We start from the raw sequence: 13205 nt of genomic DNA on the forward strand, positions 1-13205 counted from the left end.
CGAATGCCTGCCCACGATTTTAACCCGGGAAACCCCACGCGTTTCATACCCGGACTATCGTCCGCGATTACGGTATTCCCTGAGGTTCCATGATCCCCGCTGATATCCGGAATGATTTCGCGCTCCTGTCCGAGGTCTGTTACCTGGATAGTGCGGCAACGAGCCTCTCCCCGGAGCCGGTCCTTGAAGCCATGCTCGACTACGAGCGTACCTCCCGCGCAAATGCCGGCCGGGGTGTCCACCGGATCGCCCAGAAGGCTTCCCAAAAGTACAGGGATGCCCACAAGTCGGTCAGGAATTTCATCCATTCCCGCGAGGGTGAGGTAGTCTTTACAAGGAATTCCACGGAGGCTGTCAATGCGGTGGCATTCGGGTTCCCGTGGCAGGCCGGCGACCAGGTGATATCCACACTCCTTGAGCACCACAGCAACCTCCTCCCATGGATGCGCATCCGCGACCGGCAGGGAATCGATCTCCGGCTCCTTACCCCGGGACAGGATGGCAGCCTTAACCCTGCAGCCCTTGCAGAGATCATCACGAAGAAGACCCGTCTCGTTGCGGTCTCCCAGGCATCCAATGTGCTGGGCAATGTCGTGCCCGTTGCAGAGTTTGCGAAGATTTGCCATGATTACGGTGCGCTCCTCCTTGTTGACGGATCGCAGTCGGTTCCCCACATCCCGGTTGACGTTGAGCGGATGGGCTGCGACTTCCTCTGTTTCTCGGGTCACAAGATGCTCGGCCCCACCGGCACGGGTGTGCTGTACATGAGAGAGCCGTGCCTTGAACCCCTTTTTGTCGGGGGCGGCGGTGTGGAGAAGGTCACGGCTGCGGGCTACACGCTCACGACAGGGTACGAACGGTACGAGGCGGGAACCCCGAATATCTCGGGAGCCATCGGTCTTGCCCGGGCCGTTGAGTACCTGGAAGCCCTCGGGATGGAGAATATCCGTAAGCATGAGGAGCGGATCACCTTGCGGATCCTCGATGGTCTTTCCCGGATAGAAAACGTGCAGGTCTTCGGGCCCGGGCCGGGAGCAGACCGGATCGGGGTTGTCTCGTTTGCCATACGGGGGCTCAACCCCCATGACGTTGCGGTCATGCTTGACGGGGAAGCGGATATCATGGTGCGGTCGGGCCACCACTGCTGCATGCCCTTAATGGAGCACCTGAACCTTCCGGACGGGACGGTACGGGCGAGCCTGCACTGTTACAATACGACCGATGATGCCGACCTGCTGGTGGATACGGTTGGGACCATTGCAGCAAACTTCTGAAGTCTGGAGGAGACGATGCTCACCCTGTTTTTCCCCCCTGTCGGTGTTTCCAATGCGGAGATGGGCATATGAGTTTCGTACCGGACCGGTACTGCCGCCAGAGCCTCCTTCCCGAGATCGGGCAGACCGGGCAGCGCAGGCTGAATGAGAGCCGTGCCGTCATCGTTGGCCTCGGGGCGCTTGGCAGCTGCGTGGCGAACAATCTCGTGCGGGCGGGGGTGGGACAGGTTGTCCTGATCGACCGCGACCTTGTCGAGCTCCACAACCTCCAGCGGCAGATCCTGTACAGCGAGGATGACCTGAATGTCCCAAAGGCCGTTGCTGCGGCAGCTATCCTCAAAAAGATCAACACGTCCGTTGAGGTCGAGACCCATACCAAGGACTTCAATGTCTCGAATGCCGAGAGTCTCCTTGCCGGAGCAGACGTGGTGCTGGACGGGACCGACAACCTCCAGACCCGGTTCCTGATAAACGATGTCTGCGTGAAACACACGATCCCCTGGGTCTATGCCGGCGCGGTCGGGACCGGTGGGATGGTGATGCCGATCCTGCCGGGAAAGACCCCCTGTTTCCGGTGCCTTGTCCCGTCCCAGCCCGGGCCCGGCGTGCTCCAGACCTGCGACATTGCGGGAGTGCTGAACACGATTCCCTCGCTCATCGCGTCCCTCGAATGCACGCTTGCCTACCAGATCCTGACGGGTCAGCCTGATGTCGGGGACAAAACCTCGTATCTTGTCCACGTGGATGCCTGGCGGCAGACCTTCGACCGGATGTCCGTGGGGCAGCGGGCGGACTGCCCGTGCTGCAGGGAAGGCCGGTTTGAATCCCTGGATGCGGTATCCCGGGAGATGATAACTTCGCTCTGCGGGAGGGACGCGATCCAGATCACCCCGGCAGCGCAGATGGAGATCCCGCTTCCTGAACTGGAAATGCGGCTCTCCCGTCTCGGCGAGGTCCGGCTTACGCCCTACATGCTCACCTTCCGGTCGGGAAAAGAGGAGTTCTCGATCTTCCGGGACGGGCGGGCGATCATCAAGGGGACAAAGGACGAGGCAACGGCCCGTTCGCTCTATGCCCGGTATATCGGGTTATAAAAACAGCGGGAATGGTGCGGGTCTGCATCCTCCCTTACCCCGTGTGCACTCCTATCTCCGGGAGCGCTGCCCTGCTTTGCCGGAACTCCGGTCTTTCTGTATCGCTTCGGTTCCTTCAAGCCAGCCGGCAATACGCCCGGCCTGATCCCCGGCAAGATCAGTGTCATTCGTCTTTAGGATGAGGCGGCCGTCCTTGTGAATCGAGACCTCGCACCGGTCGCTCACGATCAGCATGATGCCGGCGTTTGCCACGATCGTGCAACTTATTTTTAAGATCTCCTCGCACCGATCAAGGTCGAGGACGAGCCGATTCCTTGGTATTGCCTCGATCGCGGCCGTGGTCTTACAGGGCTTCAGGAGCAAGTACATACATCCCTTCCAGCGATTTTTCCACGAGGGCACTGATGTCGACCCTCTCCTCTTCGTTTGTTACGTCTGTGAGTTTTGCGGCGGTCGAGGGTTGTTTGGGAACAATGGTGCAGCAGAGACCCGGAAGCGTGGAGATCTCGTACGTGCCTATCTTCCGGGCGATCCCGATGATATCCTGCTTGTCCATGCCGATGAGGGGGCGGATGAGCGGCAGCTTCGCAACCCGGGTGACAACGGTTAAGTTCTGGACGGTCTGGCTGGCCACCTGCCCCATCGACTCCCCGGTCAGGATCCCGACGGCCCCTTCCCGCTCTGCGATCCGCTCTGCCACCCGGAACATCATCCTCCGGCAGAAGAGGCAGTGCAGGTGACGGTTGCAGTTGCGGGCAAAGGTGACGTGGTTGGGCCCGTGGGGAACTACATAGGTCCTGATCGGGCTTCCGGTCACCTTCTGCAGATGGCGGACCAGGTGGAGCGCCTTCTCAAGGTTCTTGTCATCCGTGAACGGGCGGTTGTCCATGTGGACTGCCACGATCTCAACGCCGCGGCGGATCATCATGTACGCAGCAACCGGCGAGTCGATGCCGCCCGAGACAAGACATACGAGTTTTGACAAGGATTGTTCCTCTCACTATTATCATCCGGATGAGCTGTTCGTTGGCACCCGGATAAGTTCACAATCGTGAATTACTGGTAATACATCGCTGGTTCATCCTTATATGACTTCTGCCTCTTTGGAAAAATCGGGAAGTTTCGGCCGGAGGAACTGTTCTCTCATTTTGCCGTGGCAGATCCCGTCCCATCCCGCAGTACGGGTTTTGAAAACCGGTGACGAGTGATTTGAGTTCTCATTCTCATTGAAAAAAATACAGATAAAAATTACGGATAACATTGTCCTTGAGATCGCCCTGTCATCCTTTGTTGTATCATCAAGGATCAGGGTGTTCTCGTTTTTAAAAAAAAATGATTGATGATTAAGCCCATTCAAACGCAAAGTCTGTCACGGTCTTCTTAATCCCCTTGATCTTGCGGATTTCCGCCAGGGTCTTGGTTGTGATCTCCTCGTAACTCTTTGCTTCGACCGTTGCGACAAGGTCGTGAAGCCCGGTCACGAAGTCTGCACTCTTGACGCCGGTAACCTTTTTCAGTGCAGTCTTTACATCATTCTCTTTTCCGGTCTCGATATCGATTTTCAGGTATGCTTTTGCCATTGTTTGTCAACTCCATGTGGTTTTTGTGCCGTGCCAGGGATTGATGCACGACAGACGATTCTGGATTTACCCCCGGTTCCCTCTTTGTATCCTGTCGGTGGGACAGATGTATCCTTGGGAATTGTCGGGGATCTCTTCAGAATCCTCTACAACCATTCGGACTGGATGGTATTTACTGGTACAGAAATCCGCAAAAATGGCCCTGATTGGAAAAAGAACCGATATTTTGAGGAGGGAAGATTGGGTAATCCTTGCCGCAACCGGGAACGGGGTCAAAAGGAAACCGGTAGCCTGCGTGAGGCCCAATCTCATGAACCCTTGCCGGGGGATCGATCCTCTCACGGTTGGTGAAGATACCGGAAAAATTGTGGGGTTTACGGGTTCCGTTAATCCATTATACGGGCCGCCCGCTCCCGCCAGCGTCTGACGCTGATAAAGATTCCCCATACGACGGTGATGACGAGCGGGTACACGACCGCCCAGCCGATAAAGAGAAAGATTGCACTTGTCAGGATAAGGGAAAGGATACTTATGAGGAGACCGGACCTGCTGTCTTTTAAAAGAGCAATGCCGGCAGCGCAGCCCCCGATATAGGTCAGGATGAATGTCCCGCTCGGTACCTGGATCAGCGTGGAGAGCGAGACGGCCCGGGTACTGAACACCATAAGCAGGATCGAAAAACACCCTGCAAGGAAGAGGAGACCCCCAACGGGCGTATGATATTTTTCGGATCTCTGGGAAAGCCAGCGCGGTGCAAACCCCTCGGTTGCAAGCGAACATGCGAGCCGGGACGCGGCCCCTATATAGGCAATGGCCGGCGCAATGCAGATGAATAGGGCCGCGACACTGGCAACAACGGCCCCGGCCGGGCCAAACGAGGTTTTGATGATGTGGACCAGGGACACATCGGTAAGGGTTGTGCCGTAACTGTGTGTCCCGACAACCACGAATGCCACAAGGAAGTAGAGGATGCTGATGATCAGGGCGGCGATGATGGTTCCACGGATTGCATCCCGTTCCGGGTTTTCAAATTCCCCGGATATGTGGGTGATGGCTTCCCATCCGATGAAACACCAGAAGAGCACGGCCGAGGCATGGCCGATGCTCTCCCAGCCGTACGGCATGAACGGTGTGAAGTTCGAAGAGTCAATGACCGTAAAACTTCCGATAATGGTGACAACGATGACGATGATGGTTGTCAGGACCACGGCCACCTGGACCTGCCCGGTTATTTTCATGCCTGCGTAATTGAGGAGGATGCCGGCAGCCAGGATCGCTGTTGCGATCAGGAGCCGGAATGTGTCCCCGAGACCTGCAGCTTCGCAGACATATCCTGCACCCGTCAGGGCAAGGACCGGAGCCCCGACCACAACTGACAGGAGGAAGAACCAGCCGATCAGGGAACCTGCCAGCGGGTTGAAAGCTTTCGTGACGAACGAGGAGACGCCCCCGGCATCCGGGTACCGGGCAGAGAGTAGCCCCATTGTCAGTGCCATCGGCACAACGAGGAGTGCCATCAGGCCCCATGCAACGAGGGATGCCGGCCCGGCGATGTCGGCAGCAAGGCCGGGCAGGATCAGGATCCCCGAACCGAGGACGGCGCCGGTGTAGAGCGCGACAACCTGCGGCAGCCGGAGGGAATCTGTGGTTCTGGGGTGCATGGTGTTTCTCTCTCGATCTGTCCAGAAGGATACAATTTCCTTTTCCTTGGACCGGTGAGGTCGTGGTCAGGAAATACTCCGACATCGGCGACTGAGTCGATTAGCATGGAAGTCCGGCTCATATAAAGTGCAGAACCGGATTTCAAAATCGTTTGAAATCCGGGATCACGTACCTCCCTATAACTTATGGACGCCACTCCCGCGAGCAGGGTCCTTATCCCGTCAAGTGTTGTCCTCCGTTATCCGGGGTTTCATGCAAACCTGCCGGCTTTTACGGTGCCCTAAAAAAAGATTCGCTGTCTCTCCTCTCAGAAGAGGGACGGGTTGAGCTTCCCGAAGAGAAAGATCCTGCCGCTCAGATATGAACTCACCGAGATGATATCGCTGTAACCCCGCCATTTGATCCCCAACAAAATCCTTTGCCGGAAACCTTCCTGCAGATCCTTTTAAAACACAGAATCGTGGCGTGTGATATGAATTTGTCTGCCTCCTTTGCAGCCATCACAAGTATTTTCAGATCCCGGGCCGGAGATTATTCACAATTGTGAAAGGCACAGTTCCTCCAGAATATTTCAGGTGAATTCATGGTACGAAAACTCCCGCTGCTCCCTCTTTCGGGCTCTGTCATTGCTGCGATCGTTTCCTTTCTTATCATCGGTCTCGTTCTCATGACCGGGTGTACGACAACGTCCTCTCCTGAATCCGGCCCGACAACGAAGGCTCCGTCTGCAACGGTGGGAGAGATCGTCAAGAACCCGACTGCGTACGAAGGAAAGGAAGTCCTGGTGAAAGGAAAGATCACGAACGAGTGCGGGTCCGGCTGCTGGTTCATGCTGGATGACGGGACCGGTCTCATCTACGTAGACCTGGCGCCAGCCGGCTTTGCCATTCCCCAGCTGCAGGGATCCACTATCATTGTAAAGGGAGTCATCCATGTGACGAACGGTGATCCTGCCCTGTACGCAAGTACGGTTGCAACCGGCACGCGGACATACCCATGAATCTGTTCACACTCGCCACCAGAAATCTCCAGCGCCGGAAGGGGCGGACCCTCCTGACAATTGCCGGCATTGCGATTGCGGTTGCCATCCTCTTCTCGCTTCTTTCTTTCTCTGCGGGATACGAGCAGCAGCTCACCAAAGAGATGGACAGCTTCGGCTTCCACCTGCTGGCGGTTCCAAAGGGCTGTCCCTACGAAGCAACAACGCTCATCCTTCACGGGGGTGTGATCCCGAAGTATCTCACAACCGGAGACCTGGAACAGGCCCGGGCAATTCCCGGCGTTTCCGCAGCAGCCCCGATGCTCCTCCAGCAGGTGATAAAAGACGGGGCCCCTCATATCGTGTACGGTATCGATCCCGCGACCATGCTGCCCCTAAAACCTGCGTGGAAGGTGAACGGCCGGTTCTTTACATCCAACGAGTCCCGAGTAATGGTGATCGGCAGCACGCTCGCTGAAAAGGAGCACTTGGTGCCGGGGAGCATCATCCCGTTTGGCCCTGCCGGGGAGCCGTATACTATTGTCGGGGTACTGGAGCCGACAACGGGCGAGGATGACAACTTCCATTTCCTCCCGCTTGCCGATGCCCAGCGGCTCTTCCATAAGGACGGCCTCATTACCGCGATTGCCATCCGTGCGGATGATGTGAAGGACATCCCGTCAATATCGGAAAAACTCGAGAAGATCCCGGATATCCAGGTAGTCACCATGGCACAGGTGACCGGGACTATCATGAATCTCGTTGGATCCGCCCGCGTCCTCCTCTTCACTGTTATCCTGATCGCGATTGTGATCAGCGCCGCCGGCATAACGAACACCCTCCTGATGTCGGTGCACGAGCGGACACGGGAGATCGGGATGATGAAGGCGATCGGGGCTTCGGGGTACCATATCGCACTTCTCCTCCTCTCGGAAACAATCCTTATCACCCTGATGGGCGGGATCATCGGGATCATTGCCGCGATTGCGGGCTCCGGCCTGTGCGAGACCTTCGTCCGGGGGATCATCCCGTACGCCCCGGCAGGATCCCTGGCCATATTCGATCCAGTCCTGATCGTGGAATGCCTGGCCTTTTCCATCCTCCTCGGTCTTCTCTGTGGTCTCTACCCTGCCTGGAGATCGGCCCGGCTCTCTCCCATGGAAGCCATACGGGGTGCATGGGAATGAGTATTATCACCACATCCGGCCTCTGCAAAAACTATCGCCGGGGAAGCGAGGTAATTCATGCGCTCCGCGGCGTTGATCTCACCATCGGGGCCGGGGAGTTTGTCTCTATCACCGGCCCGTCCGGTGCCGGCAAGACCGCGCTATTGAATCTTCTCGGCTGCCTCGATACTCCGACAAGCGGGATGCTTGCAATCAACGGAGTACCGATCGCCATGCGGGAGGAGAAGGATCTTGTGAAGATCCGCAGGGAACATATCGGCTTTGTCTTCCAGCAGTTCTTCCTCATCCCTACCCTGACCGTTGCGGAGAATGTCGGTCTCCCGCTCGTCTTTGCGGGAAAACCGTACGATACGGTGAAGATCGATCGTATCCTTCGCGAGGTCGGGCTCTCCCACCGGGCCGATCACCTGCCCTCGCAGCTCTCGGGCGGGGAGATGCAGCGTGTCGCCATCGGCAGGGCGCTCGTGAACGATCCCGCCATTCTGCTTGCCGATGAACCAACCGGCAACCTTGATTCCGTTACCGCAGAAGGCATCTATGCTACGTTCGAGGCACTGAACCGGCAGGGTCTCACCCTCATCATCGTTACCCACAACCCCGTCCTTGCAAAACGGGCAGGGCGCATTATCGCGCTGAAGGATGGTCAGATCGACGTTCTCCCGGTTCAGGAATGTATTCCACCCCCATCCGGGGTCTGATATCCTTCTGCACCGCACATTCACAAGGAGCTCCAAAATAGAGCCATTTTTTACCCTGCTGCCGGTCTGGGGGAACCGATTGCTTCCCATCCCGTGCTTCCGGGACACGGATGCATCGGCTGCGGTACCGGCCGGGTGAAAGACACGGCTCCTCTAAAAAAACCCCGTTTTAGAGATAGACTAATCCGGGCCCTATGCGGGCTCCGATTACCCCTCTTGGGGTTCCGACCGACACTGTTTTTCCAAAAACCGACACTGTTTCCGTGAAAAATGGTCATTTTCACGCCGGAGATGGATAGCAGCATTTAGCACTATTTGGGAGGCGGATCCTGGGAGAAATCGTGTGTCATTGTGGGGGGAGGGCCGGCCACCCCCCCTCTCACTCGCAGCCGCCCGCCGGATAGAAGAGGGATCGGGAGAACGGAGGGATGCCCGACAGGGTTTTGTCATCTCTCGCGGAGTAGGTTGAACAGACTCAAAACACACACACCAATTTCATCAATCCAATGACCGTAACGTTAAGTGCATCTGCGATCATACCAAAATACTAACCATGGATGCACTCGCACTCCTCCGGCAAGCCGAACCGGTACTCAAAAAACGGTACGGTGTGGCAAAGATCGGTATCTTTGGATCATTTGTACGCGGGGAAGAGCGAACGGAGAGTGATGTGGACGTGCTCGTAACATTCCGGAAAGGGCAGAAGACCTTTGAAAATTATATGGAATGTAAATTCTATCTTGAGGACCTGTTCCAGAGAAAGGTGGATCTTGTCCTGAAAAACACGATAAAAACACGCCTCAAGCCTTACATTCTCGGCGAGGTCGTTTATGCATAGAACGGTACTCCAGTATCTCGATGATATCCTTGAAGCAGCTCGCAATATTGGTGAGGATACAGAAGGATTGTCATATACTGAATTTATAGCCGACCGGCGACGAAGGGATGCCGTTGTCCGGAACTTTGAAATTATTGGCGAAGCGACAAAGAAACTCCCCGATGATCTCAAAATCCGCTATCCTTCTGTCGCATGGAAACAGGTTGCCGGGTTACGCGATGTAATTGCTCATGGATACTTCCATATCGATTACGAGATCCTCTGGGGGATCATCACCAATACGCTGCCAAAATTCAAGACCGAAGTGATAAAAATACGGAAGAATGAGCAGCAAAAAGAGAAGGAATCAGAAAAACAAAAATAATGTGAGTATGGTTCAGGCTCATCAATACACCCTTTTTCTTTCGTAACGGGTGATGTTCTGGAAAATATTTTGAAAAAGAATACACTGCGAACAAAAACTCCGCGGTTCAATCCCATAACCCCCCGGTTATACCAATCCGACCCCGATACAGCCTCCGATTCACCAATACGCGATCAGGATCTTTAATACAACCAATTAGTATATATCCTATTTTTTAAAAAAATAGTTATTGATGTTGTACCGCACATCCAGCCCCCCGCTCATGGTGAAGATCCACCGTCTCATCAGCCAACGTAGTGGCCGGCACGATTATACCATGAGTATCCCTACCCGGCGGGTCCGGCGCGAGCTGCGGCCCGGTGCCAAAGGAGCGGGACCATGAACCGGGGGCCGCTGCCCGCCATCGGGCTGGACGCCGCACTGCCGTTTGCGAGAGCGAGAGGGCAGGTGACCCTGTTCCAGCGCTCCCCGGGAACTACCGGTCACATGATGATCGCCGGTAGCGGCTGCCTTACCGTTGTCACCATCCAGAAAGCCCCGCGTCTCCATGAGACCCTGGCCGAAGTGGAGCGGGATTACTATGATGTCCTTGCCCGGATCCGGATCGTTCCCGGCGGCGGCCCGGTCTCCCGCGAGCTCTGGCTCTATTCCCGGTATGGCGTGCTCCGGTTCTTCCGGGTGGAGGATCAGGGTATCGTGGAACTCTCTTCTGATGGCAGGATCCTGGTGACTTTGCCCGCGGGACCGGCCGTGACCCGCCCGGCTGCACCCCCGGCCCGGCCAGGAGGAACACTGGCGGCACATGATCAGCCGTCCGTTACCGGGTGTGGGGGTGAAACCCGGTGATCGACGGAGGGTATGGTTTCACCCCGGTAAAGAGAGGGGATAATGGGATGCTCGAATCCGGGCCCGTACAGGGCTCCGATTCCCCCTCAAAGGGTCCGTACCGACACTATTTTTCCAAAAACCGACACTGTTTCCTTAGAAAACGAGCTTTTTCACGCCGGAGACGGATAGCAGCATTTAGCACTATTTGGGAGGCGGATCTTGGGAGAAATCGTGTGTCAGTTTGTGGGAGAGGGTGGGTACAACGGCCGGATCGACCCCCTCCGGTTGTGCAGGAACCCGGACACAACGAACTGACCCCAGAGCAACAGAAGAAAATGAAGAACAGAACCCGGAGGTAATCATCATGACAACCCTTTTTGAATCCCTGGTACCGGAAGCGCAGCACGATCTTCTCCGCCACGGCATTGTTGAACTCGTGTCCGTATCTGCAAAGGCTGTGCCGGACCCGGTTCGGCCGGAGGACCGGCTCAGCCTGAAGATTGTCGGAGAGGTGAACGACAACTTTCTCCAAAACATTTCCGCAATCGATCGTGTTCTCGATCGCGTTGATGAGATCTGTTCATCCTCTGGAGAAGACCTCACGCTCTCACTGCGGGACGAACTGCTCGTCACGCTCGATACCCGGCGCAGGGGATTTGCCGAGCTGAAGAACGGGATGCTTGACGGAAAACCGGTTGCGTACCTGTCGGACCCGGTTGTTGGACCGTTGATCAGGCCGTCCCTTGAGCATCCGGTCATCGATGCCCTTGTCTGGTGTATCGGATGGAGCGCCACAAAAGAGGAGGATGGCACGCTGCTGGTGTACTGTGACATCCCGCTCTTCTCTGAATCTGTGGATGATGACTCCTGGGTGCGGATCCAGGACCGGATGCGACGGGTGAATTTTCTCATTGGCGGGCTGATGGCGGAATTGCTGGGGGAGCGGTGAGAGGTTCAGAGCATTAATTGTCGGAGGATCATCCCAGTCCCTCCGGACTTTGATCTGCCGGTACGAAGGCTGGTACCGGCCGGAGATCGATGAATGTAGCCCTTGTTTCTGTCAGACCGGGCCGAAGAAATATTCCCTCTAATCATATTATACTGCATTTTTTGCCGCCAAATTATGCCTTATATGCATAAAAGGCAACTCTTATTCACAATCATGCAGGCAACAGCAGAGCGGGAAAAACGCCGGGAATACCGGCATAAGATTCTCGCAAACCTATCCGAAATCGTCACCGCAATCGACGATCTTGACAGGGTGGCTGCGGAAGTACGGAACCATCTGCACAAGCACGACCGGTTTTTCTTTTCGCAGGGAACCAGCCTCCAGGAGGATGAAACGTACGGCACAGAGAATGATCTGGTGGAGTTCTACCTGGACACTGCCCAGATGTTGAACCGGCTCGAACGGGCCAAAACCCACATGAGCACTGCCTGCACCCTCATGCACTACTATGATTATGCATCGAACCCTGTATTCGCGGAATACGCCCGGGCGGAGGCGGAGCACCTGTGACCTACGGAACCGTGGGATTCGGGTTCTTCCAGGACTCTCCCGAGTTCAAACGGAAGGTCCACTACTGGCATATCCTCCCGACCTGCTCGGAACTGGGAATCCCCAGCCCCGCAATGTCGCTTCCGGAGTCTATGGCCGCATTTGTTTCAGGACTTGAGATCCAGAACCACCTTGCTCTTGCAGCTTCGGCAGCCCAGACCGTGCAGGGCAGGTCTCTCTGACCCGTCCTGCCGGTCACAAATTTGCACCGGTGAACGACCGTTACGGAGTTGCGGCAATAATTGCCGCAAATAATCCAAATTCGGGAACTATGACCAAAATTTCCCCCATCTGAACGTATTATTAAACTACAAATGAACCTAGTAGACAACCTTACAACAAGACAAGGAAGGATAAAAACAATGAACCAGGACGTAAAGGACACGAATGCATGGCCTATGCGACGGTCAGGCAACTCATCCCGCCAGCCCCGGGCAACCCTTCCCTTTTTTGATACGATCTTCTTCGCGTGTTGTCGCTGATACAATTCACCCATGGTCTTGATCGCAGACCCCGGTTACGGGTGCTGCCGCAAGATCCCATCATCCCGCCGTTCGAACACAGACCGCATAGTACATCTGAAAAGGAACAATCCCCATGAAATATTACCATAACATCACCGAAGTCATCGGCAATACCCCCCTAGTGCGGCTGGACCGCACCCTCCATCCCGGGACCACACCGATCGTTCTCGCCAAGATGGAGAGCCTCAACCCGGGCGGGTCCATCAAGGACCGGACGGCAAAATCCATGCTTGTCCGGGCCGAGCAGGCTGGGAAGATCAAAACCGGAGGTACGGTTGTCGAGCCGACATCCGGCAACACCGGTGCAGGGATTGCCCAGTTTGCGGCTTCAAGAGGATACCGCACGGTCTTTACGCTTCCCGAGAAGATGAGCAAAGAAAAAGAGATCCTGCTCAGAGCCTATGGTGCGGAAGTTATCCGGACACCAACGAACGTGCCGCCGGAAGACGAGCGGAGCTACTACAAGGTGGCCGAACGGGTGGCCCGCGAGACCCCGGGCTCGTTTGTTCCCAACCAGTTCAAAAACCCCGACAACCCGGCTGCCCACTACACGACCACCGGCCCGGAGATCTGGCGGGATACCGATGGCAAAGTCACCCACTTTGTCGCAGGGATCGGG

At 56.1% G+C, this 13205-nt stretch carries 17 protein-coding genes; 13 read left to right on the forward strand and 4 right to left on the reverse strand.

Going from position 1 to position 13205, the window contains the following annotated elements:
• Positions 1-89 precede the first annotated feature (89 nt).
• Complete coding sequence (locus tag WC598_RS11080; protein ID WP_372961562.1) at positions 90-1274, forward strand: aminotransferase class V-fold PLP-dependent enzyme; 1185 nt, start codon at positions 90-92, stop codon at positions 1272-1274.
• Positions 1275-1342: 68 nt separating this feature from the next.
• A complete protein-coding gene (locus tag WC598_RS11085; protein ID WP_372961563.1) occupies positions 1343-2368 on the forward strand; it encodes a ThiF family adenylyltransferase in 1026 nt (341 codons plus the stop codon).
• 51 nt (positions 2369-2419) lie between these two features.
• On the opposite strand, the gene WC598_RS11090 is transcribed toward WC598_RS11085, so the two are convergent.
• The 4 genes from WC598_RS11090 to WC598_RS11105 form a co-directional block, all read right to left on the reverse strand.
• Entirely contained in the window at positions 2420-2737 is a 318-nt protein-coding gene (locus WC598_RS11090) for a hypothetical protein (RefSeq protein WP_372961564.1), read from the reverse strand.
• On the reverse strand, positions 2712-3353 hold the full coding sequence (locus WC598_RS11095) for a tRNA sulfurtransferase (RefSeq protein ID WP_372961565.1): 642 nt from the start codon (positions 3351-3353) through the stop codon (positions 2712-2714). The genes WC598_RS11090 and WC598_RS11095 overlap by 26 nt, the downstream gene beginning before the upstream one ends.
• Positions 3354-3711: 358 nt before the next feature.
• Positions 3712-3948, reverse strand: coding sequence for an Lrp/AsnC ligand binding domain-containing protein (locus tag WC598_RS11100; RefSeq protein ID WP_372961566.1), 237 nt, complete (start codon positions 3946-3948; stop codon positions 3712-3714).
• 386 nt (positions 3949-4334) lie between these two features.
• Complete coding sequence (locus WC598_RS11105; RefSeq protein ID WP_372961567.1) at positions 4335-5609, reverse strand: APC family permease; 1275 nt, start codon at positions 5607-5609, stop codon at positions 4335-4337.
• A 584-nt stretch (positions 5610-6193) separates the two neighbouring features.
• Here WC598_RS11105 and WC598_RS11110 point away from each other — a divergent pair.
• From WC598_RS11110 to WC598_RS11160, 11 genes are all read left to right on the forward strand, one after another.
• Positions 6194-6610 carry a hypothetical protein gene (locus WC598_RS11110; protein WP_372961568.1) on the forward strand — a complete coding sequence of 139 codons (417 nt, stop codon included), beginning with the start codon at positions 6194-6196 and terminating at the stop codon, positions 6608-6610.
• A complete protein-coding gene (locus tag WC598_RS11115) occupies positions 6607-7776 on the forward strand; it encodes an ABC transporter permease (RefSeq protein ID WP_372961569.1) in 1170 nt (389 codons plus the stop codon). Before WC598_RS11110 ends, WC598_RS11115 begins: the two co-directional genes overlap by 4 nt.
• Positions 7773-8474, forward strand: coding sequence for an ABC transporter ATP-binding protein (locus WC598_RS11120; protein ID WP_372961570.1), 702 nt, complete (start codon positions 7773-7775; stop codon positions 8472-8474). The genes WC598_RS11115 and WC598_RS11120 overlap by 4 nt, the downstream gene beginning before the upstream one ends.
• 553 nt (positions 8475-9027) lie before the next feature.
• Complete coding sequence (locus tag WC598_RS11125) at positions 9028-9312, forward strand: nucleotidyltransferase family protein (RefSeq protein ID WP_372961571.1); 285 nt, start codon at positions 9028-9030, stop codon at positions 9310-9312.
• Complete coding sequence (locus WC598_RS11130; protein ID WP_372961572.1) at positions 9305-9676, forward strand: DUF86 domain-containing protein; 372 nt, start codon at positions 9305-9307, stop codon at positions 9674-9676. Before WC598_RS11125 ends, WC598_RS11130 begins: the two co-directional genes overlap by 8 nt.
• Positions 9677-9908: 232 nt before the next feature.
• Positions 9909-10058 (forward strand): hypothetical protein, encoded by a 150-nt coding sequence (locus WC598_RS11135; RefSeq protein ID WP_372961573.1) that lies wholly within the window; start codon positions 9909-9911, stop codon positions 10056-10058.
• Positions 10055-10522 carry a hypothetical protein gene (locus WC598_RS11140; RefSeq protein ID WP_372961574.1) on the forward strand — a complete coding sequence of 156 codons (468 nt, stop codon included), beginning with the start codon at positions 10055-10057 and terminating at the stop codon, positions 10520-10522. Before WC598_RS11135 ends, WC598_RS11140 begins: the two co-directional genes overlap by 4 nt.
• A 346-nt stretch (positions 10523-10868) precedes the next feature.
• Positions 10869-11453 carry a hypothetical protein gene (locus WC598_RS11145; protein WP_372961575.1) on the forward strand — a complete coding sequence of 195 codons (585 nt, stop codon included), beginning with the start codon at positions 10869-10871 and terminating at the stop codon, positions 11451-11453.
• A gap of 213 nt (positions 11454-11666) precedes the next feature.
• Positions 11667-12023, forward strand: a complete 357-nt coding sequence (locus tag WC598_RS11150) for a hypothetical protein (protein ID WP_372961576.1) — start codon at positions 11667-11669, stop codon at positions 12021-12023.
• A complete protein-coding gene (locus WC598_RS11155) occupies positions 12020-12244 on the forward strand; it encodes a hypothetical protein (RefSeq protein ID WP_372961577.1) in 225 nt (74 codons plus the stop codon). Before WC598_RS11150 ends, WC598_RS11155 begins: the two co-directional genes overlap by 4 nt.
• A gap of 415 nt (positions 12245-12659) precedes the next feature.
• Positions 12660-13205: PLP-dependent cysteine synthase family protein (locus WC598_RS11160; RefSeq protein ID WP_372961578.1), on the forward strand; the 546-nt coding region annotated here is incomplete at its 3' end.

This window comes from Methanoregula sp. (assembly GCF_041645475.1).
In the GTDB taxonomy this organism is placed as follows: Archaea; Halobacteriota; Methanomicrobia; order Methanomicrobiales; family Methanospirillaceae; genus Methanoregula.

Bases quoted from the DNA above. Each gene is read 5' to 3' on its own strand.
- WC598_RS11080 (WP_372961562.1), top strand. From the start codon at position 90: ATGATCCCCGCTGATATCCGGAATGATTTCGCGCTCCTGTCCGAGGTC.
- WC598_RS11085 (WP_372961563.1), top strand. From the start codon at position 1,343: ATGAGTTTCGTACCGGACCGGTACTGCCGCCAGAGCCTCCTTCCCGAG.
- WC598_RS11090 (WP_372961564.1), bottom strand. From the start codon at position 2,737: ATGTACTTGCTCCTGAAGCCCTGTAAGACCACGGCCGCGATCGAGGCA.
- WC598_RS11100 (WP_372961566.1), bottom strand. From the start codon at position 3,948: ATGGCAAAAGCATACCTGAAAATCGATATCGAGACCGGAAAAGAGAAT.
- WC598_RS11105 (WP_372961567.1), bottom strand. From the start codon at position 5,609: ATGCACCCCAGAACCACAGATTCCCTCCGGCTGCCGCAGGTTGTCGCG.
- WC598_RS11110 (WP_372961568.1), top strand. From the start codon at position 6,194: ATGGTACGAAAACTCCCGCTGCTCCCTCTTTCGGGCTCTGTCATTGCT.
- WC598_RS11115 (WP_372961569.1), top strand. From the start codon at position 6,607: ATGAATCTGTTCACACTCGCCACCAGAAATCTCCAGCGCCGGAAGGGG.
- WC598_RS11120 (WP_372961570.1), top strand. From the start codon at position 7,773: ATGAGTATTATCACCACATCCGGCCTCTGCAAAAACTATCGCCGGGGA.
- WC598_RS11125 (WP_372961571.1), top strand. From the start codon at position 9,028: ATGGATGCACTCGCACTCCTCCGGCAAGCCGAACCGGTACTCAAAAAA.
- WC598_RS11130 (WP_372961572.1), top strand. From the start codon at position 9,305: ATGCATAGAACGGTACTCCAGTATCTCGATGATATCCTTGAAGCAGCT.
- WC598_RS11135 (WP_372961573.1), top strand. From the start codon at position 9,909: ATGTTGTACCGCACATCCAGCCCCCCGCTCATGGTGAAGATCCACCGT.
- WC598_RS11140 (WP_372961574.1), top strand. From the start codon at position 10,055: ATGAACCGGGGGCCGCTGCCCGCCATCGGGCTGGACGCCGCACTGCCG.
- WC598_RS11145 (WP_372961575.1), top strand. From the start codon at position 10,869: ATGACAACCCTTTTTGAATCCCTGGTACCGGAAGCGCAGCACGATCTT.
- WC598_RS11150 (WP_372961576.1), top strand. From the start codon at position 11,667: ATGCAGGCAACAGCAGAGCGGGAAAAACGCCGGGAATACCGGCATAAG.